This is a genomic window from Cytobacillus firmus NBRC 15306 (assembly GCF_001591465.1).
Taxonomy (GTDB): Bacteria; Bacillota; Bacilli; order Bacillales; family Cytobacillaceae; genus Cytobacillus; species Cytobacillus firmus.
Genome location: NZ_BCUY01000004.1, coordinates 36,019 through 56,457 on the forward strand (window position 1 = coordinate 36,019; position 20,439 = coordinate 56,457).

Below are 20,439 nucleotides of genomic sequence, written 5' to 3' on the forward strand. Positions count from 1 at the left end.
ATAGAATAAAATATTATTATATAACATATAAAACTAAGTTTGCCATAGACTTCCTCAGATTTGGCGCTTTTTTTATTATTAGCTTCAGTAAATTGCAGATTACTTCTTTTTCTACCCTTCCCGATAGTTCCCATTTGCCAGAAGACATTTACACATAGCTGTTAGAAAAACTTCCTAAAGTCTGCAAGCTGTGATTCCCCGTTGCAAGGAGTGTTCGATATGTTTTCTCAGGATGTTCTTGATTTAACCCTTAAGAAGCTAAAGGCACAGACAGCCAATATCTTAACACTGTCTAACTTATTCTTAGGGTGCTTTGCTATTTTATTTTCTATTAATAACAATTTGAAATTGAGTGTGCTGCTTATCTTTATCGCAGCTCTTGCTGACCGATTTGATGGGATGGCAGCAAGGAAAATGAATATCGAATCGGAATTAGGAAAGCAGCTTGATTCGATGAGTGACATAATTTCGTTTGGAGTTGCACCTGCACTGCTCCTATATACAGGAGTACTTTATGAATTCGGGGCACCCGGCGCCTTCCTGACTGCTATATATATAGGATGTGGAGCTTTGCGGCTCGCCCGTTTTAACATTAGTGAGAATAACGGCTATTTTACCGGACTGCCAATAACAGCTTCCGGATGCATCGCCACTTTATGCTTTCTGGCGGTCCCGTATTGGCCTTCACCTATATTCCTTTTCATAATGCTGATACTTTCAATTTTAATGATAAGCCCTTTCAGCCTGAAAAAAATGTAAAAAGCCGTGCTCAAAATAAGAGCGCGGCTTCTATATTTTATTAATCTCCTGTTAATGCCAGGAACTCTTCCACATCATCCAAGCATAATTGCACGGCACTTTCCCAGAACTCAGGCTTGGTTAAATCAGCATTTAAATGCTTCATCGCTAAATCTTCAACTGTCATCGATGCAGTATCCTTTAATAGTGCTATATATTTTTCTTCATATCCTTTCCCTTCCTTTAATGCCTGTGCATAGATTCCGAGCGAGAATAAATACCCAAAAGTATATGGGAAATTATAGAATGGCACGCCAGTAATAAAGAAATGCAGTTTTGAAGCCCAGAAGGATGGATGATACTCATCAAGCGCGTCGCCATAAGCCTCTTTTTGGGCTGCCGCCATGATGTCATTCAGACGTTCGGCACTCACATTCCCCTGTTTTCTTTCTTCATAGAATCTGGTTTCAAACAGGAATCGCGCATGGATATTCATTAGCAGTGCAACCGATCTTTGTACTTTATCTTCTAATAGTGCCAGCTTCTCTTCTTCTGACCCTGCTTTTTTCACTGCGGCATCAGAGACAATCATTTCTGCAAAAGTAGAAGCTGTCTCTGCAACATTCATGGCATAATTTCGATTCAGCAAATGAAGATCTCTCATTGCATATGTATGAAAACCATGCCCGAGTTCATGTGCAAGGGTAGAAACATTGGATGGTGTCCCTGAGTATGTCATAAAGATTCTTGATTGGCTGTCTTCAGGAAAGTAAGTATGAAAACCGCCTGGCGCCTTTCCTGGACGGTCCTCAGCTTCAATCCACTTTTCTTCAAAGGCTTTTTTTGAAAAGGAGGTCATCTCTTCTCCGAATTGGGCAAACTGCTCAAGGATAAATTCTGCGCCCTCCTGATAGGACAATTTCGTTTCTGACGCGGAGAGCGGCGCATCCAGGTCATACCAGCTTAATTTTTCTAAACCTAAAAGCTTTGCCTTTCTCTCCAGATATTTAACAAGAGGCGCTTTATTTCGGGAAATTACCTCCCACATTGTTTCCAAGGTTTCTTTATTCATTCTGTTTAAGTCCAGCGGTTCCTTTAGAAAGTCATTCCATCCTCTTAATTTATATACATTTAATCTAAAACCGGCTAAGTGATTTAGGGTCTTGGATAAATAGTCAGACTGGCTGTTCCATGACTTTTCCCAATTATCAAAAACTTCCTTGCGCAACTTTCTGTCAGGACTTGAAAACTTATTGGCAGCCTGTCCAACTGAAAGCTGTTTTATCTCCCCATTTTCAGTGCATGGAATTTTTATGTTTCCCACTATTACGTCATACATCTGGCCCCATCCGTGGTAACCATCAACTGCAAGAGCATTAATGACAGTCTCTTCCTCCTGCGAAAGTTTTTCTGAGGCTTTTTCGCGGCGTTCGCTTAATACAAATGAGAGTTCATTTAAACTTTGATCATTTATTACTTGCTCCCATGCACCGTGATCTAAACTTGCCAGCTTCTGATCAAATACAGTTAAAGCGTTTTGAAAACCTGCACTCAATTCAGTAGTTGCCCCTCTAAGGTCTTTGGCTTTTTTATCTTCGGTATTTTGAGCCTGAAGACAACTGACAAAAGCTCCTGCCTGGCGCACTTTTCTTGCCGTCTGCTGAAACAGCTCAATAATTTTACTTATTTCATCGGCATCTGCAGCTGAGTTAGAAGGCTCCCAATTATGGATTAGATTAGAAAATGAATCAATATGTTTTCTTGTTTCCTGTAAATGCTGTTTAAATTCAGCTGAGTCGCTTCCATCCTTAAAAAAAACATCTAAATCCCACACTGATGAATATGCTGCTGCAGTCATATAATCCCCCCATAATAAGTTTCGGCTGCAGAAATATTATACCTTGATTTTTCCGAAATTTCTATAAAATAGCACCTATAAAAGAAGCCCATATCCTAAGATATGAGCCAGCTGCTGGTTATCGCTACCTGAAATAGCCGCCATAATAAGCAAATCCCCCAAAAACAAGCAGCAGGATCAGCAGGACAACTGCGAGGGCCAGCCAGAAACCGCCTCCTCCATAATAACCGCATGGATAAGGAGGAGGAATAGGATAACCGCCATAACCATAAGGCATAACCAATTACCTCCCTTCGCCTTCTATTACTAAGATATGTAATAAATGGACAATCGATTAGGCTTTTGTACTAAATCACGGTTTAAAACTGATGTTTTCTTAGCACCTCTATTAGAAAAATTCATAGAATATACTAGAAGGAATTTTATGGGAGGAGTGTTAAATGAAGATTATCTCAATCTGCAAGAAATGCAAAGGCACAGGCAGCATAACAGCATGTAAATTCATAAAGAAAACCTGTCCTGCCTGTAAGGGATCAGGCAGAATGACAAAACACCTTTCTGAGATCAAGTATGAGGAACGCAATAAGTTTTTTCTTCACTCTTAGCAGGGAGCGATTATCCGAACCCTTCCACAGGCAAGGGTTTTTTATTTTTTGCTGAAATACTATATAATGACATCGATAATTATAACCATTGAAAGTTATGGATTGGAGTGAAACGTATGAAACATGGCAGAACGATTTTGGCGGTTCTCCTTTTATTGCTCACTGCCGGCTGTTCTATGGAGGATGAGCAAAGTAAGAAAACTGCTGATGAACCTTCAAATAAAACTTCAGAAGCGACTGATTATACTATTATTGAGGCCTCAGCTCAGCAAATCGAGCATATTCAAGGAATTGGATATCCCGGAAATGATACCGGACTTTATCTTTCATCCAGCGAAGGCTTAAAATTTTTCAAAGATGGCATTTGGCACGAGACGACTTCTCTTAACCATGACTATATGGGATTTCAGGCTGTCAAAGATGGATTTATTGTCAGCGGCCATCCTGATAAGAATTCCGTTATAAAAAACCCTCTTGGAATTGTGAAAAGTACAGATAAAGGAGCCTCTTTCAATAAACTGGCTTTTAGCGGAACAAGTTCCTTTCCTTTTCTAGCTGCAGGCTATGATACCAATTTAATCTATATGATCAATCAGGAAAATAACGATGAGCTCAAGGCAGGTGTATACCGATCTCAGGACGCAGGAAAAACATGGGATCCAGTCAGCTTAAAAGGACTTGAGGCCGACACTCTTGGTATGATTGCGGCACATCCAACTAATCCTGAAATCATGGCCATGTCAACAAGAAGCGGCATCTTTTACTCACAGGATAAAGGGGAAACTGTAAAATTAATATCTGAGCCAATTATGGCTACAGCCCTCACATTTACGGAAAACAGCTTGTATTATGCGTATGCAGATCAGGAAAAGGTTCAAATGAGCAAAATCGATCTTGAAACGATGGAAAGCTCACAAATTAATATCCCTTTTCTTAGCTATGACAATCCAATTACATACATTGCTGCCGATCATAAATCTGACGGAAAGCTTGCTGTTTCAACTTATCTCAAAGATGTATATGAATCTGCAGACAGCGGTGAGAACTGGAAGCTCCTATTGAAAAACGGCAGAATTGAATAACTGAAGGGACAGTCTAACTGTCCCTTTAGCTGTTATTTTTCCTTTTTTCTTTTTCCGCCCGATAAAACTCATGAAACATTTTCATTAATGCTCTCTTTTCAATTCTTGAGACATAACTTCTTGATATGCCAAGCTCTTTGGCAATTTCTCTTTGTGTTTTTTCTTTTTGCAGGTCAAGTCCGAACCTGCCGACAATGACTTCTTTTTCTCTGTCATCTAAAACATCAATATACTCCTTCACTTTTTCCAGCTCCATATTTAGCTGAATCGTATTAATAACATCCTCAGATTCCGACTTAAGAACATCAATAAGAGATATTACATTGCCTTCTTTGTCCTGCCCGATAGGATCATGAAGGGATACATCTTTTTTAGTCTTCTTCAGTGCCCGTAAGTGCATCAGTATCTCATTCTCAATACAGCGGGCTGCATAGGTGGCAAGCTTTGTGCCTTTCCCTTCCGAATAGCTCTCGATGGCCTTTATCAATCCGATTGTCCCTATTGAAATCAGATCCTCAGAATCCTCTCCTGTATTTTCAAATTTCTTTACAATATGGGCAACGAGCCTTAGATTATGTTCAATAAGCATATTACGGGCATGTGAATCGCCTGCAGCCATCAAACGCAGGTATTTCTTTTCATCTGCAGGAGACAGCGGTTGAGGAAATGCATTATTTTTTACATAAGATACAAGAAACACTATCTCCTTAACCAAAAACCCGAGTGCAGTTAAAATACCGGACATCGTTCCACCCCCGCTTATAATGCGTTCAAAAATGCCTATAACTAATTCCTATGTATGGATGGAGTTGTTTTTGTCTGTCCAATTCAGATAACTTCCTCAGAAAAAATTCCGTTCCTCATTTTTTCAGCCATTAGACCTCCATTAAAGCTTTTCGCTATGATGATAGGATATAATCATTCATGTTATAATTTTTATCGCCGGCATGCGGTATACATAGCTCCGTTTCAAGTTATATAAATAATCAGGAAGAAAGAGGTCTTGATAATTTGAATGGTCAGAGAATAATTTTAGCCCTCGTATTTTTTATTGTTTTTCTTGACAGCCTTGCAAAGTTTATTTTTGAAGGTTTTTCTTTAAAGACCTTGCTGATATTGCTCGCAGTTTCTGGAATCGTCCTATTTCTCTGGATTTTCCCAAGCAAAAAGGACTGACTTCTCAATCCGGAAGTCAGTCCTTTTTCTTATATTGCACATTACTCTGTTACACTTACCTCAGCAGAAATGATGCAGCCGACAGTACCGCACACAACCAATCCCATTACGATCCAGAACATCTTCCACACCCCTTATAAAATTCCTTATTTTCTTTAATGTAACATGGTTTTTGCTTAAGAAAAGGGGAGGAATGTGAACATTCTGTTAATCCGCATCAAGTGGATGAGTTCTTTTTTTTTTCGGAATTTCAAGGTTAAAATTAATATATGCAAAGACATACTCCTTACCTCCTAACCGGTTACAGCTTTGTTAGGTAGAATCTTTCTCCACCCAGAAAATTGCCTGACGTCCTTGTAAAATGTAAATCATTTAACAAACCACCTTTCTTGTTTTTTGTCACTGAAATTAAAATGGGCGGTAAATGGAGAATTGACGATCACGGTTTTGTTCAATAATTTCTTTAGCCATTTGTTCACGAACTACATCTTCTGCTGATACGTGACGTTTTTTTATCGTGACTGTTAAAAATAAGATATTTAATGTCATTAGATATTCCACCTCCTCTTTCATATCCTGCCAAAAGGCACAAAAAAGCCGCAAAGAGATATACTCCCAGCGGCCTGCCATTTAGGCTTAAAAAACCGCAGGGCACAATTCTCCCCTGCGGCATGGATATGTAATGTCAATAAAGCAAATCTAAGCGATCCATTCCATGTAGGTCGAATTTGTACAATATTTATTTAGCTGTGCTTCTAATACAATTGCAGTTAACATCATTTCATTCGACCTCCTTTTTAGAATTTTCACTTACACTGGTAATTATATCCACGATTATGCAGTTTGTAAACCTTTTTTTCTCATTTTTATTAAAAATTTTAATTTATGAAAAAAAACGCCCGGAAGTCCGGGCGCTGATTTTCATTATTTTCTCATGAGGTATTCCTGGCCTTCATCCGTTTCATTCAATTTCGTTCTGCATCGTTTGGAAAGGATAAAGAAAAGGATTGAGCCTATAAGGAAAGCTAAAGAAGATCCAGCCATTATATATAAATCAGAAACTGTATTTGCAGTGTCAGGGATAATTAAGCCAATGTAAAAAAACGATCCGACAGCGAGCATTGAAATTGCAAATCGCTTGAAATCCACCATTTTTTCATATAAGTGCTTTGCTTCGTTCATCATTTATTATCACCTTCTAAGAAAGACTATAATTCTACCTTAACATACTTAGCAAGCGTGAAGGTGATGTAAATAATGTAAGATAGGAAAAAAAGGGAAAAGCCGATTCATGTATAACGGCCTGTCATTTTTACTTGTTATTCTTAAGGGCATCTACTATCTTCATTACAAGTGTAGCAGAATGAAGTGCTGCCTTCTCCAAAAATTGCTCAAATGAAACATCGGATTCTTTTCCTGCAATATCTGACAGGGCACGGATGACAACAAAAGGAGTCTCAAATTGATGTGCAACCTGCGCAACCGCTGCTGCTTCCATTTCTACTGCCTGAAGGTCTGTAAATTTATCACGGATATAATCCACTCTTGCCGGATCATTCATGAAGGAGTCACCTGTTGCAATTAACCCTCTGACAACCTGGATATCCCCAATTTCCTTGGCGCATGCTTCAGCAATCTGCACGAGGCTGTGATCGGCTTCGAATGCTGCCGGCAATTGAGGTACCTGTCCATATTCGTAGCCAAAAGCAGTAACGTCTACATCATGATGTCTAACCTCAGTCGAAATTACCGTATCTCCCACATTCAGTTCAGGATTAAATCCTCCCGCTGAACCGGTGTTAATGACATAATCCGGCTTGTACCGCTCCAAAAGGATGGCAGTCGACATGGCTGCATTTACTTTGCCTATTCCAGAACGGAGCAGCACAACATCCGCACCACTCATTTTTCCTGCTGTAAACTCGCATCCGGCAATAGTATCCTGTTGCTTATCTTCTATTTTATCTCTAAGCAAAGTAACTTCCTCTTCCATTGCTCCAATAATAGCTATTTTCATTTTAAAACCTCTTTCTGATTTTTCTATGCTTTAATTACATTCATGGTATAAGCATGCCCATATGATTTATGCAAACTCTATTCTACCATCATAGACGGGATGTTTGCCATATTCGTAAATAATTCATGCATTAACCTCTTAGGTTTTGAAAGTTGCCAGACTAAAACTCACCCCATAAAATAAAAGATAGTATCGAAGGGAAGGGGGAATCACGATGAATTTCCAGTTTGATTTGATAGAAGATAAGGTTGAGTTTTATGAGGCTCCTACTCTAAAGGAGCTTGAAAAGAAGATAAATTTACAGATTGAGCATAATAAAGCCATCCTTTTATCTGTCCACCACGTATCGCATCAAATGCATCTTGATGAGAATGGAAGGACTTATTTCTCGGCGGTGGTTCACTATAAAGCAAAAAAATAAGGACGCCTTGGCGTCCTTATTAACTAATTTATTGCATTTAAGACCTCTACTCTGGATGGCTTCCATCCTTCTCCGTCAACCCAGTCTATATAGACACGGTACTTTTCACTTTGATCTTTTGTGGAAATTGTCCCGACAGAGCTGTTGGGCCCATTATTTCCGAGGAACCAAACAGTCATATTCCCCTGATCAACACCTGTCGCATAAGAAATGGCACTGAGCATTTCCTGCCAATCAGCATGATTTTGATCGTAGACAGCAGTATGCTCTCCGGTTTGAGAGGTTCCGACTGGTTTCCATCCTGGATTTTCAATCGTTTTTTCAACGTCAGGCCCGCTTCCGCCTTCGGTTACGACTTGTTCTTTATCTTCTTCAGGTTCCTCTTCAGCATTCTCTTCTGTTTCTTTTTCTTCTTCTTTAGACTCTTTATCTGCTTTCTCTTCGTCTTTATCCTCGTTCTGCTCTATATCATTGCCCTTGTCTTCCTTGTTTTTCTCATTTTGCTTCGATTCAGATGCTGTCTGTTCATCAGCAGGAAGTGCCTGGTCATTATTACCGCCAAAGAATATTTTGGCTGATACAACAATAATAAGGATGATGACAAGCGCAATAAGACTATTTAAGATAATATTGGTTTTTTTTCTTTTTTCCCGTTTACCAAAACGGGATTCTCTGTTATTCCCTTTCAAGACTTTCTCCTCCCCAATCTGTTATCAGACTTATAGGTATAATAAAAAATGAGTAGAAATTATTACCCCAGCCGTCTGCCCACGGGCTATATCCCAAACAGCGGCTGTCAACATTCTAACATGGAATCAGGTTATCTTAAAAGAAATAACCTATGGACACAGGTAACGCCAGCAATTAATGTACGGCAGCATGTGGAAAGTTACACTATACCATATTTGTTTAAGAGTCTGCAGAGCCAGATGGAGGAGTTTCTTGTTTATGATTATAGTTATAGATTTCTTTCACAATATCAGCAAAGAGCGGATTCACTCCTCCTGTGTCTTCAGTAACTTCCAAATTTACTGTTACAAGGGCATATTTTGGATTTTTATATGGGAAATAACCAGCGAACCATTTATTGTGAAGCTGCTTTCCATCTGCCATTATGCCCGTTTCTGCAGTGCCGGATTTTCCTGCAACTTCGTAAGGAAGCTCTTTAAACCAGCGGCCGGTCCCTTCTTCATTGTTTACGACTTCCCTTAGCAGCCTTTGAAGCTTCATAGCGGTAAACGGGGCAATTATTTCTCCCTGCAGTTTCTGTTTCCCGAATTCTATAAGAGATGTACTGTTTTTATATTCAATTTCTGACGCAACCCGGACCATTTCTTTCTCTCCTCCTCTGGCTATAGTTGCCATCATGTTGGCAACAGCAAGTGGAGTAGCTCTCACCTCATGCTGTCCAATTCCTGTCAGGCCTGCAAAATTACTGTCTTTCTTAGCATCTTCAGACAGAAACACCCTCCCTTTTTCTTCGTCCTGAAGCTGTTTAAAATCGCTGAAGTGATAAATATCTCCCTCCCAGCTTACAGGACCTATTAATGACAGTTTGTCTGCATACTGTTCAAGGAGATCAGGGTTAATATCTTTTAACTCCTTAGCAATGGATGCAAATGTATTATTACAGCTCCTGGCAAAGCTCTCATCGAAATTCAGCATGCCATGCTGATATTTAAGATCCGGTTCCCCATTTATTTTCCTGCTGCAGTCAAATTGCCTCTTAGGATCGTCCAGACCATGATCAATTGCGGCTGCTGCCACTATCGTCTTAAAAACCGATCCCATGATCTGCTGTTTAATCATATGGTTAATCGTCCCTTTGCTTTCTTCATCAAATGGATTATGTTTATTAAGTGATGGACGCGACACCATTGCCAAAATTGAATTAGTCTCTATATCAAGCAGGACAATACCGCCTTTTTTAATCCCATGCTGATCCGCCAATTTTTCCGCCATCATCTGCAAGTCGTAGTCCAAAGTTGTCCTAATATTAACCGGATAAAAGGGATTTGCCGGTTCAACATATTTTACATCGATGCCAAACAGGGGCCCTCCTGTTCCATCTACATGATAAACAAGTTTTGATGCCCCTTCAGGTAGCAGAAATTCATCAAAGCTCTTCTCCATGCCAGTAATGCCGATCATTGTGTCAGGAGACAGATCTTTGTCCGGGTACCTTTCATTAAGGACGTCCTGATTTTGGCCGGTAATTCCAATTAGCTGGGATGCGGGTTTTTCGGAACGGCTGTATTTCTTTTCAACAGCAAAGACACCCGGAATTTTCAAATCATTGATTTTCTCCATTTGATCGTAAGACAGCTGAATGGGCTGCGGGCTTCCAAATGCAAAAGGTTCTTTTGCATTCTCAACAGAATGACGCAAAGAATACTCTGAAGCACCCGTAATTTCAGATATCTTTTTTATATCCCAATCCATTCTTGCGAGGAAGGGGAATAATATAAGAACAGATTTGTTTTCAAATGTCATGGGATTACCGCTGCGATCAAGAAAATCCCCTCTCCCGGCATCTATAATCATCTCCTGGGAGCGCTGACGGACACTTGCTTCCAAAAGATTGATTTCCCTGCCTGTAAAATGCTCTGTTGAAACAAGCTGCAGCTGGATAAGCCTTCCCATTAAAAAACAAAGAATTATGAAACTAACGATTAGCCAGCCAACTGCTCTTTTTCTCCACATAAAAAACACCTCGTCAAAAGTCTTGACGAGGTTTTCTGATTTCAAACCAGCTATTCTTATTTAATGGAAACAATGCGTACGTTCATTTCTCCTCCAGGAGTCTGAACGGTAACTTCGTCTCCGACTGTACGTCCAATCAGGCTCTTGGCAATTGGTGAATCGTTTGAGATTTTACCTTCAAAAGGATCCGCCTCGGCACTTCCTACGATAGTGTAAGTTTCTTCGTCTCCATCCGGAAGCTCCACGAACGTAACGGAACGGCCAAGACCAACGATATCTCCAGCTATTTCTTCCTCTTGAATGATTTTTGCATTGCGGATCATATTTTCAAGAGTGGTAATCCGGCCCTCTACAAACGCCTGCTCTTCTTTTGCTGAATCATATTCCGAGTTCTCGGAAAGATCTCCGAAGCTTCTAGCGATTTTTATACGTTCAACTACTTCTTTGCGTTTAACTGATTTTAAGTATTCAAGTTCCTGCTCAAGTTTTTCTTTACCTGCCTGTGTCATTGGGAAAACCTTTTCTGTAGCCAAAACCTTCACTCCTTCGAATTACACATCCTTTAAAAGGATGTGTTCTATAATGTATGTACTTCTTTTTATCATATTATCAAGAAAATGAACAGGAGCGCGTCCTTTGTTAAAGGGCGCGCAGATCATCTTTTTATATTGACCGGCTCTGAAAGACTTAGCTGACGGTTATATTGAACCGGGACAAGCAATAGATCTAAAAAAGCCACTCGGTAAAAGGATAAGTCCTATAGAACATTTTCAATGCTATTGTTTCATAAAAATGACTTTTGTTCAAGAATTGTTTGAATTTTTGTGACCATTAAATCAATGGCAACGTAATTATGCCCGCCTTCGGGAATAATGATGTCAGCATATCTTTTCGTCGGCTCAATAAATTGATTATGCATTGGCCTTACAACATTTACATATTGTTCAATGACTGAATCCATGGTGCGTCCACGCTCTTTTATATCCCTGAATAAGCGGCGGATGATCCGCAGGTCGGCATCTGTATCTACATATAATTTCATGTCCATCAGATTACGAAGCCTCTCATCCTCAAGAATCAGTATGCCCTCTAAGATGATGACATCCTTTGGTTCGACTTCAATTACTTCTTCAGACCTTGTATGCATGGCATAATCATATACAGGCTTTCTTATCGGCTCATATCTCAGCAGGCTTTCAATATGTTCAATAAGCAAGTCGTTATCAAATGCAAGCGGATGGTCATAATTTGTCTTCAGTCTTTCTTCGAAGGGCAGATGAGTCTGATCCTTATAATAATAATCCTGTTCGATCATAAGGATTGAGTGCCCTTTGAATCGGTCATAAATCGCTTTAGTTACGCTCGTTTTTCCTGAGCCGGAACCGCCGGCCACCCCAATTACAACGGGTTTGCGTTTCATTGATTAGAGCTCCTTTCGCATCATGTTGTCAGGGTATACCGGCTTATCAACTTTAAATTGAACAATTTGCAGCGGATGGCGCGCTGCATCCAGCTCATTGCCTTTTTCATCCCATATTTTATCGATGACTTGTGTAAAGTTTTCAATTTCAGGGCCGAAGAATTCTACTTCCTCTCCAGGCATAAATTTGTTTCTCTGCTGCAGGGTAACAATTTGTGTTTCCGGATTGTAATCCAGCACAAGCCCGACGAAATCGATATTCGTCTTTTTGCTATGATTTCCAAACATTTGCTCTTTATACCCGGGAACCCCTTCAAAGAAAGCGGTCGCTGTTTCGCGGTTTGCACATTTATCAAGCTCTTTAAGCCATTCCTGCTTAATCTGGAAGTTATCCGGATCTGCACAATAGGCATCAATCACTTTGCGGTACACGCTTACTACTGTTGCAATGTAATGGATGGATTTCATGCGTCCTTCAATTTTTAAACTGTCAATTCCCAATTCGATCATACGCGGAATTGATTCAATCAGCTTAAGATCTTTAGGACTCATCGCAAAAGGAGCATCTCCTTCGCTGTATAAAGGGACTTCATTTTCGCCTTCAAGCTGATACAAATCATAATCCCAGCGGCAGGACTGGCAGCAGCCGCCCCTGTTGGAATCACGTGCAGTCATATGGTTGCTGAGTGTGCAGCGCCCGGAGTAGGCAATGCACATCGCCCCATGAATGAAGGTTTCAATTTCAATATCAACCTTTTCCTTCATTTCTTTGATTTCCTCCGCACTTGTTTCACGCGCAAGGACGACACGCTCCAATCCTTCTTCCTTCCAGAACTCGACTGCCTTCCAGTTGGAGAGGGATTGCTGTGTGCTTAAATGCACTTCTATCTCCGGTGCAACACGGCGGCAGGTTTCAATGATCAGCGGATCTGCCACAATGATTCCTGCAACTCCTGCTTCTTTAAGGCCCAGCAAATATTCCTCAAGACCATCAATATTTTCGTTATGAGCAAAAATATTAGTTGTAACATAAATCTTTGCTCCGTATTTTTTGGCGAATTCCACGCCTTCTTTCATTTCTTCAAAAGTGAAGTTGCCTGCGTTTGAACGAAGGCCGTATTCCTGTCCGCCGATAAACACAGCGTCGGCACCATAGTGGACGGCAATCTTCAGCTTTTCAAGGTTTCCAGCCGGAGCAAGCAATTCAGGCTTTTTTACAATAACCCGTTTGCCGTTGACAATTTCGGAAATTTTTTCTTTTACCGCTGCCATAGAGCTTCCTCCTCTTTCTTTTTAATATAGTCAAATCAGTAGACAGTTTCTTTGAAGAAGAATCCGGTATCAAGGGGACGATTCGCCGGCTGAATTTCTTCAACTTCAGTGAGAAGACCGTCTTTTATTTCATCGTATTGTTCCGGATCTTCGGCACATAGATCAATAGCTTTTCTGTAGAGCTTAGTCACTTCAACAATATACTCAGGAGTTTTTAATATCCCGTCAATTTTAAATGAATCAATGCCTGCTTCAATCATTTCCTGCAGCTCATCTATAATGCAGATGTCATTAGGGCTCATGATATGAGTGCCATTTTCATCTTCGAAAATCGGGTATTTATTTTCCCGTTCCTTATCATGAAGGAACATATTTTTTTCCTGTTTGCGGTTTTCAACTTCCAGGGCTTTCCCCTGGTATTCATAATAATTGCCCAGCAGGGAGCGCTTTGATTGGAACATGGCAGTCATGCCATGAACCTGCACTTCAATTTCCACCTCGGCATTCTCTTTTATTTCAATGATGGCATCCATATTAATCTCTCTTGCAAGGACTGCGCGTTTTGCACCTTTTCTGCCCCAGTAGTTGCACGTATACCAGTTTGTTGCAGTAGTTTCTGTATTCCAATGGAGCTTCATGTCCGGCGCAGCCGAGCGGGCGGCCATTAATACAGCAGGATCCCCAAATATAATTGCATCAGCATTTATTTCTTTCAGGAAACTGATATAGCCTTCAAGTTCAGGCACTTTATCATTATGAAATAAAGCGTTCATTGCCACATACACTTTTTTCCCATGCTTGTGTGCAAGTTGAACCGCTTTTTTCACATCTTCCTTTGTGAATTTCCCTGCAAGTCTCAGTCCATACCGCTGTTCTCCTACAACAAAGGCATCTGCACCCGCAGACACAAGGGGCCCGATATCTTCAACACTTGTTGGCGTTACCAACAGTTCAGGTTTATTCATTATAATCACCTCTTTTTACTAATTGCCACGCCATCCCCAACAGGCAAAATAACTGTATGATATTCAGGATGACTCATTAGCCATTTATTAAACACATCAATTTTTCTAACCATATTCCGGATACGTTTATTTTCTATATCTGGTTCACACACAAGGCCTTTAAAAAGGACATTGTCTGTAATAATCACACCGCCATCTGAGAGAAATCGTGAATAGATTTCAAAGAACCGCTGATACTGGCCTTTTGCTGCATCAATAAATATAGCATCATAGGGCCCGTGCTTTTCAACATCTTCCTCGACTTCCAGGGCATCTCCCTTAATGATGATGATTTGCTCCGTTTTCCCGGCTTCTTCCATATACTTTTCGGCAAGCTGGTAACGTTCCGCATCGCGTTCAATAGAAACAATTTTCGATTCAGGAACTGCGAACGCCATTCTGAGTGCTGAATAGCCGATTGCCGTGCCTACTTCGAGAATCATTTTGGGTTTTTGAATGCGCAAAAGCTGAAGCATCGCTTCAATTCCTGCCAGCTCCATAATTGGAACATTATGCTCTTTGGCGTACTGCTCCATTTTGTGCAGTAACTGGGATCTATCAGGTATTATTTCCTCTATATATGCATGCAGCTTATCGTTCATCAAGCTGACATCACCTCGATCAGATGGAATTTTATTGTCAAGCTGGGCTCTAAAAGACACTTAGGTCTCAGCCGTTTTTTTATTTAGACATGAAAAAATAGCGTTCACAGATAGGATGTGAAAATGCGCTGTGCTGCATTCCGGCTTTGATGAGCCTGTATCCATGCTTGTCCGTGATTTACGCTATCTTAAAGACATTAAAACACCTGATCTATTTTACCATAAGTAAAAGGGGAATGCTATATCTGCACATTCCCCTTTTCCCAATTTAATTATTTGATATATGCTGTGCTTTTTTTTGATTATGCTCATCCAATGTCTTTGAGAAAAGAACTTCTCCTGATGATGTAGCAAGGAAGTAAAGGTAATCTGTTTCTGCAGGCACCAATGCTGCTTCAATTGAGGAAACTCCTGCATTTGAAATTGGACCGGGCGTAAGTCCAGGGTACTTATAGGTGTTGTATGGTGAGTCGATTTCTAAGTCTTTATATAGGACCCTTGATTTATGTTCCCCATGTGCATATAGAACAGTTGGATCTGTCTGCAGAGGCATTCCTGTGTCAATCCTGTTGTAGAAAACACTCGCAATCTGATCACGGTCTACTTTCGCCGTTGCTTCTTCTTCTATGAGCGATGCCATTGTCAATAATTTGTGCGGGGTGTATTCCCGCTTCTCCATATCACCGCTATACTCTTCAATAACTGATGCCGTTTTATCAAGCATAACTTCGACAATTTCCTCTATAGTCGGATCTTCTTTGTAAAAAGGATAGGTTGCCGGAAATAGATATCCCTCAAGAGGATATTTAATATTCTCACCCAGGATTTCCTTTGTAAGCAATTCAGGATATTCTGTCATTAAAGACTTAATAAAAGCTTTTTCATTAAGTTTTTTCAATACATCTTCTGGTTTTTTATCAGTTTTTTCTGCAATGATCCCTGCTATCTGCTCAAGCTGTTTTCCCTCTGGAATGGTAATCTTGAAAGCAACTTCTTCCATTACCTTGCCTGTTTTTAAGCTATCCAGAATCTCCTTCATATTCATGGAAGGCTTCAATTCATATTCTCCTGCCATGAATCCAGCTTCATTCTTAAATTTCACATAATATTTAAAAACACGTGCATCCCTGATAATTCCATTTTCTTCAAGGACGGTGCCGATTCCTGTAACAGAAGACCCGATTGGTATCTCTACTTTTTTCGGCTTATTATTATCGGGATCCACAGGCTTTAAAGCTGAATTAATATAAAAATATCCGCCGCCGAGCACTGCAGCAGCTGAGATTAATAATATGATTGCAACTATCAGTACAATTTTACGGACTACTTTTGCTTCGCCTTGGCGCTCAATCATTTTTTCGCGTATTATTTCTTTTTTCCCTTTTTGATCGTCTGCCGACATCACATATCCCCCCGTTAAAAAGACGTTGGCTTCTTTGGAAATTAACTAGCATGTTTTCTTGCCAACTGGCCTAAGAAATCGTATATATTTATTGTTTCCTCATACATCACGGGCTTATTATACTATATTTTCTTTTGGAAGTCGCAGGATATTACAAAAACCAAAAAGATTCGCCAATTATTTCCACATTTTGCGCTGTCGGTTTAATTAACTCCGGCGGAAAAAGAAGCAAATAAAAAACTGGCCCGGGGGCCAGTTTTATTAATCTTCCTGCTCATCAAGGAATGTGTTTAGCATTTCTTCAATTAGATCCCATTCCTCTTCTGTCTCGATCGGCTGCAGTTCGCCATCCTTGCTGTCTTCGCTTGGGCTGAATGCTGATGCGTGAATTTCAATTTCTTCATCATCATTTTCATCTTCCCCCACTGGGTAGTAAAGGACATATGACTTGCCGAATTCTTCCGAATCAAACGTGAACAATACTTCGCAAAGCTGCTCGTTGCCTTCCTCGTCAATTACAGTAATGTTGTTATCTCCATGGTTCATTTCTGTTCACCTCATTAAATTTGGCTATTTAAAAAGCCTTGTAAAATCATGACGGCTGCCATTTTATCAATGACTTTTTTCCGTTTTTTGCGGCTTACATCCGCTTCCAGCAACACTCTTTCAGCTGCCATTGTTGAGAGCCGCTCGTCCCATAATACGACCGGAAGGCCAAATAGCTTTTCCAGCTCTGAAGCAAAGAACTGGCTTGCTTCACCGCGGGGGCCAATGGTTCCATTCATATTTTTAGGAAAGCCGACAACAATTTTACTGACTTCATGCTCTTTTATTATTTCACCAATTCTTTCAAAACCAAACTCTTTTTCTTCCTCGTTGATTTTGATGGTTTCCAAGCCCTGCGCTGTCCATCCGAGCGCATCGCTTAGAGCGACACCGACCGTCTTAGAGCCGACATCCAATCCCATAGTCCGCATGTTTATCCCTCACGCTGCTGTTTTAAGTATGATTTAACCAATTCTTCGATGATCTCATCCCGTTCAAGTTTACGGATGATATTGCGTGCATCCTTATGGCGGGGAATGTAAGCCGGGTCCCCGGATAGCAGATAACCGACAATTTGGTTAATCGGGTTATACCCTTTTTCCTGGAGGGCACCGTATACTTGAAACAAAACTTCATTCACATCTTGTTCGATTGGTTCTTCAGGAAAATTAAACCTCATTGTTTTATCAAATGAGCTCATATCTTACACCTCGCTTTTCTGTATGACGGATAGGATAGCTTATATTAACCGGTATTGTACCGGTGCATAGCCAGCTTGTCCTCCTCTTCATAACGGTTTGGCTGCCGCCTGAATAAACAGAGCGATCAATAAATGATTTTGTTCCTGACAGGAAAACATGGTGAAGTACAAGCTGTTTCTTCCTGATGATGAACAATCTCTCTTGGTTACCTCCATTTTACACTACTTCACAGGGATATCAAACGGATTTAACCCATTCTTCCACAAATTGCAGAGCACTTTCAAGTTTTTCCGGGTCTTTTCCGCCAGCCTGGGCCATATCCGGACGGCCCCCGCCTCCGCCGCCGCATTTTGCAGCAACTTCTTTGACCGCTTTGCCCGCATGGAAGCCTTTTTTGATCAGATCATCTGTCACCCCGGCAATAATATTCACTTTTCCCTCGTTTACACTTCCTAATACAACTACAGCAGATCCCAGTTTTTGCTTTAAATCGTCAGCCATATTGCGCAGGTTATTCATGTCTGATGCCTGTACCTTCTCGGCAAGAACAGTAATGCCATTGACTTCTTTCGCCTTTGATACCAGGCTTCCTGCTTCAATATTGCCCAATTTCGCTGCTAAAGATTCATTTTCGCGCTGCAGCTGCTTCATTTCCCCAAGCAGTACATCAATTCTTGCAGACAAATCTTTAGGATTAGTTTTTAATTTGCCGGAAGCTTCCTTTAATACAGTAATCTGATCATTCATTAGCTTGTATGCAGATTCTCCAGTTACTGCTTCTATTCTGCGAGTTCCAGCGCCAATTCCGCTTTCCGATTGGATCTTGAACAATCCGATTGAAGCAGTATTAGGAACATGGCATCCGCCGCAAAGCTCGAGACTGTAATCCCCAACCTGAACAACCCGGACAATCTTGCCATATTTCTCACCAAATAGAGCCATAGCCCCCATTGCCTTTGCCTCTTCAATGTCCTTGTAGTTGATTTCAACTTCAAGGCTTTGCCAAATTTGTTCGTTGACAATCGCTTCAATTTTCTCAAGCTCTTTAGAATTAATTTGCCCGAAATGAGAGAAGTCAAAACGCAGGCGATCAGGCCCTACCAAAGAACCAGCCTGGTTAACATGGCCTCCCAAAACATCCTTTAAAGCCTGATGCAGCAAGTGAGTTGCAGTATGATTCTTAATTATCTTTGAACGGATTTGCTCATTTACAGAAGCTAACACAGACGCTTCAGCCTTCAGTGTTCCTTTTTCAACGACAGCTCTATGAAGGTTTTGTCCATTCGGAGCTTTTTGGACATCCTTAATGGAAACCTTTAAACCTTCTGCCTCAAGAGTTCCCTGGTCAGCAATCTGTCCGCCGCTCTCTGCGTAAAATGGTGTTTCATCCAGGATCAGCTGAATCTCTTCACCAGCATGAGCTTCTTCAATTAATTGCCCATCCTTCACAATTGCTGCGATTGTGGCATTTGTTTGAAGCTTATCATATCCGACAAATTGGCTTTCAGTTTTCAGCTCGCCCAATACTCCACCCTGGACCTGCATGGAATCTACATCCTGACGTGCTGAACGTGCACGCTCACGCTGTCCTTCCATTTCCTTTTCAAATCCCGCATGATCCACTTTCATGCCTTCTTCTTCAGCATATTCCTCCGTTAATTCAACCGGGAATCCGTACGTATCATAAAGACGGAAAACATCTTCACCCTGAATTGTAACACTGCCTTTTTCTTTTTCTTTCTTGATAACAGAAGAAAGAATGGCCAGTCCTTCATGAAGTGTTTCATGGAAACGTTCTTCTTCGTTCTTGATGACCTTTTGAATGAATTCTGTTTTTTCTTTTACTTCCGGATAGAAGTCATTCATAATTTCGCCGACAACCGGCACCAATTGATACATGAATGGTTCGTTAATATTGATTTGTTTAGCGTATCTGACAGCACGGCGAAGCAGTCTTCTTAATACATATCCTCGTCCTTCATTAGAAGGCAGAGCACCGTCACCAACAGCAAAGGCTACTGTGCGGATATGGTCCGCAATAATCTTAAATGCTACATCCGTTTCTTTTGAAGATCCATATTTCCGGCCAGAAATTTCCTCAGTTCCCCGGATGATCGGCATAAATAAGTCTGTATCAAAGTTGGTAGGAACATTTTGAACAACAGATGCCATCCGCTCAAGTCCCATCCCGGTATCAATATTTTTCTTAGGAAGCGGGGTATAAGTGCCATCAGGATTATGATTGAATTCTGAAAACACAAGATTCCAGACTTCAAGATAGCGTTCGTTTTCACCGCCGGGATAAAGCTCAGGATCTTCCGCGTCATTACCATATTCAGTACCGCGATCATAGAAGATCTCTGTATTTGGCCCGCTTGGACCTTCTCCGATATCCCAGAAGTTTCCTTCAAGACGAATAATTCTCTCTTCCGGTACACCTACTTTTTCTCTCCAGATGTTAAAAGCTTCATTATCCTCAGGATGAATCGTAACTGAAAGCTTTTCTTCAGCAAAGCCGATCCATTTTTTATCAGTCAAAAACTCCCAAGCCCAGACGATTGCTTCTTCTTTAAAGTAATCACCAATTGAGAAGTTGCCCAGCATTTCAAAAAAAGTATGATGTCTTGCTGTTTTACCGACATTTTCAATATCGTTTGTGCGGATGGATTTTTGGGCATTTGTAATCCTTGGGTTCTCTGGGATGACACGGCCGTCAAAATATTTTTTCAGAGTGGCGACACCACTGTTAATCCAGAGAAGGGAAGGATCTTCGTGAGGAACGAGGGATGCGCTCGGTTCAACAGCGTGTCCTTTCTCTTTAAAGAAATCCAGGAACATTCGGCGTATTTCAGCACCTGATAATTGTTTCATTCTAATCAACCTCCTAAAATA

General features: G+C 40.8%; 22 protein-coding genes. 3 read left to right on the forward strand and 19 right to left on the reverse strand.

Annotated elements, in window-relative coordinates; all coding sequences use genetic code 11:
• The first annotated feature begins 219 nt into the window (after positions 1-219).
• A complete protein-coding gene (gene pssA, locus BFI01S_RS02010) occupies positions 220-759 on the forward strand; it encodes a CDP-diacylglycerol--serine O-phosphatidyltransferase (RefSeq protein ID WP_061791114.1) in 540 nt (179 codons plus the stop codon).
• Between the two features lie 40 nt (positions 760-799).
• On the opposite strand, the gene BFI01S_RS02015 is transcribed toward pssA, so the two are convergent.
• Positions 800-2,596 (reverse strand): M3 family oligoendopeptidase, encoded by a 1,797-nt coding sequence (locus BFI01S_RS02015; RefSeq protein ID WP_061791115.1) that lies wholly within the window; start codon positions 2,594-2,596, stop codon positions 800-802.
• A 124-nt stretch (positions 2,597-2,720) separates the two neighbouring features.
• Positions 2,721-2,873: a hypothetical protein gene (locus tag BFI01S_RS23215; RefSeq protein ID WP_169799717.1), complete on the reverse strand. Its 153-nt coding sequence runs from the start codon at positions 2,871-2,873 to the stop codon at positions 2,721-2,723.
• A gap of 444 nt (positions 2,874-3,317) precedes the next feature.
• Here BFI01S_RS23215 and BFI01S_RS02020 point away from each other — a divergent pair, with 444 nt between their 5' ends.
• On the forward strand, positions 3,318-4,283 hold the full coding sequence (locus BFI01S_RS02020) for a F510_1955 family glycosylhydrolase (protein ID WP_061791116.1): 966 nt from the start codon (positions 3,318-3,320) through the stop codon (positions 4,281-4,283).
• Between the two features lie 25 nt (positions 4,284-4,308).
• On the opposite strand, the gene sigK is transcribed toward BFI01S_RS02020, so the two are convergent.
• From sigK to mtnN, 4 genes are all read right to left on the reverse strand, one after another.
• Positions 4,309-5,028: an RNA polymerase sporulation sigma factor SigK gene (gene sigK / locus BFI01S_RS02025; protein WP_061791117.1), complete on the reverse strand. Its 720-nt coding sequence runs from the start codon at positions 5,026-5,028 to the stop codon at positions 4,309-4,311.
• A gap of 839 nt (positions 5,029-5,867) precedes the next feature.
• Complete coding sequence (locus tag BFI01S_RS22175) at positions 5,868-6,032, reverse strand: YrzI family small protein (RefSeq protein WP_235831074.1); 165 nt, start codon at positions 6,030-6,032, stop codon at positions 5,868-5,870.
• 351 nt (positions 6,033-6,383) lie between these two features.
• Positions 6,384-6,644, reverse strand: a complete 261-nt coding sequence (locus tag BFI01S_RS02040; RefSeq protein ID WP_061791120.1) for a YrhC family protein — start codon at positions 6,642-6,644, stop codon at positions 6,384-6,386.
• Positions 6,645-6,771: 127 nt separating this feature from the next.
• The gene (mtnN, locus tag BFI01S_RS02045) at positions 6,772-7,476 is read right to left on the reverse strand and encodes a 5'-methylthioadenosine/S-adenosylhomocysteine nucleosidase (RefSeq protein ID WP_061791121.1); all 705 of its coding nucleotides are present in this window, start codon (positions 7,474-7,476) and stop codon (positions 6,772-6,774) included.
• 214 nt (positions 7,477-7,690) lie between these two features.
• Between mtnN and BFI01S_RS02050 the strand changes: the two genes are divergently transcribed.
• A complete protein-coding gene (locus BFI01S_RS02050; RefSeq protein ID WP_048010327.1) occupies positions 7,691-7,897 on the forward strand; it encodes a YrzA family protein in 207 nt (68 codons plus the stop codon).
• Between the two features lie 23 nt (positions 7,898-7,920).
• On the opposite strand, the gene BFI01S_RS02055 is transcribed toward BFI01S_RS02050, so the two are convergent.
• From BFI01S_RS02055 to alaS, 13 genes are all read right to left on the reverse strand, one after another.
• Positions 7,921-8,586 carry a YrrS family protein gene (locus tag BFI01S_RS02055; protein ID WP_061791122.1) on the reverse strand — a complete coding sequence of 222 codons (666 nt, stop codon included), beginning with the start codon at positions 8,584-8,586 and terminating at the stop codon, positions 7,921-7,923.
• Between the two features lie 220 nt (positions 8,587-8,806).
• Positions 8,807-10,600 carry a peptidoglycan D,D-transpeptidase FtsI family protein gene (locus BFI01S_RS02060; protein ID WP_061791123.1) on the reverse strand — a complete coding sequence of 598 codons (1,794 nt, stop codon included), beginning with the start codon at positions 10,598-10,600 and terminating at the stop codon, positions 8,807-8,809.
• 56 nt (positions 10,601-10,656) lie between these two features.
• Complete coding sequence (gene greA, locus BFI01S_RS02065) at positions 10,657-11,133, reverse strand: transcription elongation factor GreA (RefSeq protein WP_048010330.1); 477 nt, start codon at positions 11,131-11,133, stop codon at positions 10,657-10,659.
• Positions 11,134-11,384: 251 nt separating this feature from the next.
• Positions 11,385-12,020 carry a uridine kinase gene (gene udk, locus BFI01S_RS02070; RefSeq protein ID WP_035331228.1) on the reverse strand — a complete coding sequence of 212 codons (636 nt, stop codon included), beginning with the start codon at positions 12,018-12,020 and terminating at the stop codon, positions 11,385-11,387.
• A 3-nt stretch (positions 12,021-12,023) separates the two neighbouring features.
• Positions 12,024-13,292: a peptidase U32 family protein gene (locus BFI01S_RS02075; RefSeq protein WP_061791124.1), complete on the reverse strand. Its 1,269-nt coding sequence runs from the start codon at positions 13,290-13,292 to the stop codon at positions 12,024-12,026.
• A gap of 35 nt (positions 13,293-13,327) precedes the next feature.
• Positions 13,328-14,257: a peptidase U32 family protein gene (locus tag BFI01S_RS02080; protein WP_061791125.1), complete on the reverse strand. Its 930-nt coding sequence runs from the start codon at positions 14,255-14,257 to the stop codon at positions 13,328-13,330.
• A gap of 5 nt (positions 14,258-14,262) precedes the next feature.
• Positions 14,263-14,898, reverse strand: coding sequence for an O-methyltransferase (locus tag BFI01S_RS02085; RefSeq protein WP_061791126.1), 636 nt, complete (start codon positions 14,896-14,898; stop codon positions 14,263-14,265).
• Positions 14,899-15,166: 268 nt separating this feature from the next.
• Entirely contained in the window at positions 15,167-16,300 is a 1,134-nt protein-coding gene (gene mltG / locus BFI01S_RS02090; RefSeq protein ID WP_061791127.1) for an endolytic transglycosylase MltG, read from the reverse strand.
• Between the two features lie 261 nt (positions 16,301-16,561).
• Positions 16,562-16,846, reverse strand: a complete 285-nt coding sequence (locus BFI01S_RS02095; RefSeq protein WP_061791128.1) for a DUF1292 domain-containing protein — start codon at positions 16,844-16,846, stop codon at positions 16,562-16,564.
• A gap of 14 nt (positions 16,847-16,860) precedes the next feature.
• Positions 16,861-17,277 carry a Holliday junction resolvase RuvX gene (gene ruvX, locus BFI01S_RS02100; protein ID WP_061791129.1) on the reverse strand — a complete coding sequence of 139 codons (417 nt, stop codon included), beginning with the start codon at positions 17,275-17,277 and terminating at the stop codon, positions 16,861-16,863.
• A gap of 2 nt (positions 17,278-17,279) precedes the next feature.
• A complete protein-coding gene (locus tag BFI01S_RS02105; RefSeq protein ID WP_009333061.1) occupies positions 17,280-17,546 on the reverse strand; it encodes an IreB family regulatory phosphoprotein in 267 nt (88 codons plus the stop codon).
• A complete protein-coding gene (locus BFI01S_RS23225; RefSeq protein ID WP_061791130.1) occupies positions 17,533-17,742 on the reverse strand; it encodes a hypothetical protein in 210 nt (69 codons plus the stop codon). Before BFI01S_RS23225 ends, BFI01S_RS02105 begins: the two co-directional genes overlap by 14 nt.
• 42 nt (positions 17,743-17,784) lie before the next feature.
• Positions 17,785-20,418: an alanine--tRNA ligase gene (gene alaS / locus BFI01S_RS02115; RefSeq protein WP_061791131.1), complete on the reverse strand. Its 2,634-nt coding sequence runs from the start codon at positions 20,416-20,418 to the stop codon at positions 17,785-17,787.
• Positions 20,419-20,439 lie beyond the last annotated feature (21 nt).

What these genes read in the sequence shown, in the direction of transcription:
- BFI01S_RS23215 (WP_169799717.1), bottom strand. Translation starts at nt 2,873, where the DNA reads ATGCCTTATGGTTATGGCGGTTATCCTATTCCTCCTCCTTATCCATGC.
- BFI01S_RS02040 (WP_061791120.1), bottom strand. Translation starts at nt 6,644, where the DNA reads ATGATGAACGAAGCAAAGCACTTATATGAAAAAATGGTGGATTTCAAG.
- BFI01S_RS02020 (WP_061791116.1), top strand. Translation starts at nt 3,318, where the DNA reads ATGAAACATGGCAGAACGATTTTGGCGGTTCTCCTTTTATTGCTCACT.
- BFI01S_RS02075 (WP_061791124.1), bottom strand. Translation starts at nt 13,292, where the DNA reads ATGGCAGCGGTAAAAGAAAAAATTTCCGAAATTGTCAACGGCAAACGG.
- BFI01S_RS02095 (WP_061791128.1), bottom strand. Translation starts at nt 16,846, where the DNA reads ATGAACCATGGAGATAACAACATTACTGTAATTGACGAGGAAGGCAAC.
- BFI01S_RS02085 (WP_061791126.1), bottom strand. Translation starts at nt 14,898, where the DNA reads ATGAACGATAAGCTGCATGCATATATAGAGGAAATAATACCTGATAGA.
- alaS (WP_061791131.1), bottom strand. Translation starts at nt 20,418, where the DNA reads ATGAAACAATTATCAGGTGCTGAAATACGCCGAATGTTCCTGGATTTC.
- BFI01S_RS22175 (WP_235831074.1), bottom strand. Translation starts at nt 6,032, where the DNA reads ATGAAAGAGGAGGTGGAATATCTAATGACATTAAATATCTTATTTTTA.
- pssA (WP_061791114.1), top strand. Translation starts at nt 220, where the DNA reads ATGTTTTCTCAGGATGTTCTTGATTTAACCCTTAAGAAGCTAAAGGCA.
- BFI01S_RS02080 (WP_061791125.1), bottom strand. Translation starts at nt 14,257, where the DNA reads ATGAATAAACCTGAACTGTTGGTAACGCCAACAAGTGTTGAAGATATC.
- ruvX (WP_061791129.1), bottom strand. Translation starts at nt 17,277, where the DNA reads ATGCGGACTATGGGATTGGATGTCGGCTCTAAGACGGTCGGTGTCGCT.
- udk (WP_035331228.1), bottom strand. Translation starts at nt 12,020, where the DNA reads ATGAAACGCAAACCCGTTGTAATTGGGGTGGCCGGCGGTTCCGGCTCA.
- BFI01S_RS02060 (WP_061791123.1), bottom strand. Translation starts at nt 10,600, where the DNA reads ATGTGGAGAAAAAGAGCAGTTGGCTGGCTAATCGTTAGTTTCATAATT.
- BFI01S_RS02105 (WP_009333061.1), bottom strand. Translation starts at nt 17,546, where the DNA reads ATGAGCTCATTTGATAAAACAATGAGGTTTAATTTTCCTGAAGAACCA.
- mtnN (WP_061791121.1), bottom strand. Translation starts at nt 7,476, where the DNA reads ATGAAAATAGCTATTATTGGAGCAATGGAAGAGGAAGTTACTTTGCTT.
- sigK (WP_061791117.1), bottom strand. Translation starts at nt 5,028, where the DNA reads ATGTCCGGTATTTTAACTGCACTCGGGTTTTTGGTTAAGGAGATAGTG.
- mltG (WP_061791127.1), bottom strand. Translation starts at nt 16,300, where the DNA reads ATGTCGGCAGACGATCAAAAAGGGAAAAAAGAAATAATACGCGAAAAA.
- BFI01S_RS02050 (WP_048010327.1), top strand. Translation starts at nt 7,691, where the DNA reads ATGAATTTCCAGTTTGATTTGATAGAAGATAAGGTTGAGTTTTATGAG.
- BFI01S_RS02015 (WP_061791115.1), bottom strand. Translation starts at nt 2,596, where the DNA reads ATGACTGCAGCAGCATATTCATCAGTGTGGGATTTAGATGTTTTTTTT.